The organism is Gilliamella sp. Fer4-1 (assembly GCF_001690515.1).
GTDB classification, from domain to species: domain Bacteria; phylum Pseudomonadota; class Gammaproteobacteria; order Enterobacterales; family Orbaceae; genus Gilliamella; species Gilliamella apicola_C.
Genome location: NZ_LZGZ01000061.1, coordinates 1 through 2090, shown reverse-complemented (window position 1 = coordinate 2090; position 2090 = coordinate 1). Strand labels below are relative to the sequence as shown.

The following is a 2090-nucleotide window of genomic DNA, read 5'->3' as shown; positions in this document are numbered from 1 at the left end:
TTCATTAGCTTTTTTTTATTTTTATTTTAATGCCTAAAAAACAAATAATATAATGTCTATGTGCATCCCAAATGCCCAATAACCGCTGTTTCCTTGTTAAAAAAAATCGATTAACTTCCCCAATTTTGTGATAGTGTTTATTGGATAACGAAATTAAATAATAATCATTAGGAAAATAGCATTTAAGGTTAAATAAATTAACAATCTCTGTTGATTTATTTAAAGCTAATATGCGCTCTTTTTGAGGAAGACATCGTAAAGCTTCATAAATTTTTTGCTGAAATAGATCGACTAATACTGGCTTAAATTTTTCGTGCAACTTCCATTTAAATACAAAACGAAGTAAAAACTCAAAGCACAATAATGGATCTAATTCGTGAAAGGTTTTATGATAGGTTTTACCTTTTTTATTACATTGGCTCATGATAGATCCGGCTCTTATCAGATAATTGTAAAATTTGTCGTTTATAAAAAATGCGGAATCACTCACCAGTGCATAAGACCAAAAAAATGGTCCATCCTCGTACCAAAGCCCCTCAGGAAATTTAATATCATACTTTTTTAGTATTGAAAGTTTGTAAATTTTATTCCATGCACAGACATCCATCTTTGCTACAACATCATTAGATAAGTTAACTAAACCTGTATATTTATGTTCAAAATATCGTTCGTCCTGAATTCGAGCAATATTATCCTCAAAAACAAGCCGTGTAGAAAAATAAACAAGATCTACTTTATAAAATCTAAAATATGATAATGAGCGTTCATAAGCATCCAATTCAATGAAATCATCAGAATCAACAAAGGTAATATATTTTCCTCTAGCATATTTAATGCCAACGTTTCGAGCAGAAGATAACCCTCCATTTTTTTTATTAATAATCTTAATTCTATCATCTAATTCTTTGTATTTTTTTAAGATACTAAGTGAATCATCAGTTGATCCATCATTAATGCAAATAATCTCAATGTTTTTAATTGATTGATTAATAACACTATCTAAACACTTTTTTATATACATTTGTGTATTATACACAGGGATCACAACTGAAAGAATTGGTAGGTTATTCATTTTTTAAAATCTTTTTAGTAAAAATAATTATAGTATAAATTCAACATTGAATTGCTAGTAACCTATGAAATAACCAAGCCAGCTTTGCGGCTAAACTTACATCAACATAAACTAAAAACAACAACAGATAAAATGCAACTAAATTTAATTAAATATCCACTTTATCTATTTTTTATATAGAAAAGATATTTATAAAAAATTGTTAACTATCATCGAGATTCAATGATAAATATTTTTTATTTTAAGAAGATAATCAATCACTTCTTCAACTTCACAAATCGTTTTAGTTTCAGGATTAACATAATTACAATAAAGAATATAGGAAATATAAAATAATTCTTCTATAGAAAGTTTCCTCTGTCTACGGGGAAGTGAAATTTTATCAACTGTTAATCCCCAACCAGCATAAAAGGGAATACCATACACATGTACACGCTTACCACACATTAAAGCTTCAAAACCTAGCATATCATTATGCACATAAACCTCATCCATTTGGTTTAATAAATCAAATGGATTCATACAATTATGTTCAAGGTATTTTATAGTTAGATTATCTTCTAAATTTGCCAGTATACTTTTATAGCGTTTTAATTGTTTCTCGCAACATTTGCTTGACAACTTAATTACTATATTGGAATTAGGGTTATTACAAATGGCTTCACTTAGCATATCTTCAAAAGAATAATTTACCTTGCAGTATTTCTTATAAATTTCATGCTCAGACTGAACAACAAGTATATTTTTCTTATCTTTTTCTTTAAGAAAACTGAACTTATTTTCAAAATTATTGAATTTAGATATTTTCTCTTTGACAATTTTATTAATAATATTTTTAGATCTCGTTAGTTGCCTTTCACTGATACGCTCTGTATTTAATAGTTCTTCAAGATCCGTTGCGACATTGCCATCATTAAAATAACCTTTACTGTCTACCACAAATGATAAGGGGGAACAAAATGCTGGCATTGCTGAACTATAAGCAGGTAAAATATTACTAATAAAGCCAGTAAATATA

The 2090-nt window shown here is 27.8% G+C and carries 2 protein-coding genes; both read right to left on the bottom strand.

Annotated features, from left to right (window positions below):
- Positions 1-4 precede the first annotated feature (4 nt).
- Positions 5-1072, bottom strand: a complete 1068-nt coding sequence (locus A9G30_RS02070) for a glycosyltransferase family 2 protein (protein ID WP_065587887.1) — start codon at positions 1070-1072, stop codon at positions 5-7.
- 219 nt (positions 1073-1291) lie between these two features.
- On the bottom strand, positions 1292-2090 hold a 799-nt coding region (locus tag A9G30_RS02065), incomplete at its 5' end, for a capsular polysaccharide export protein, LipB/KpsS family (RefSeq protein ID WP_218057689.1).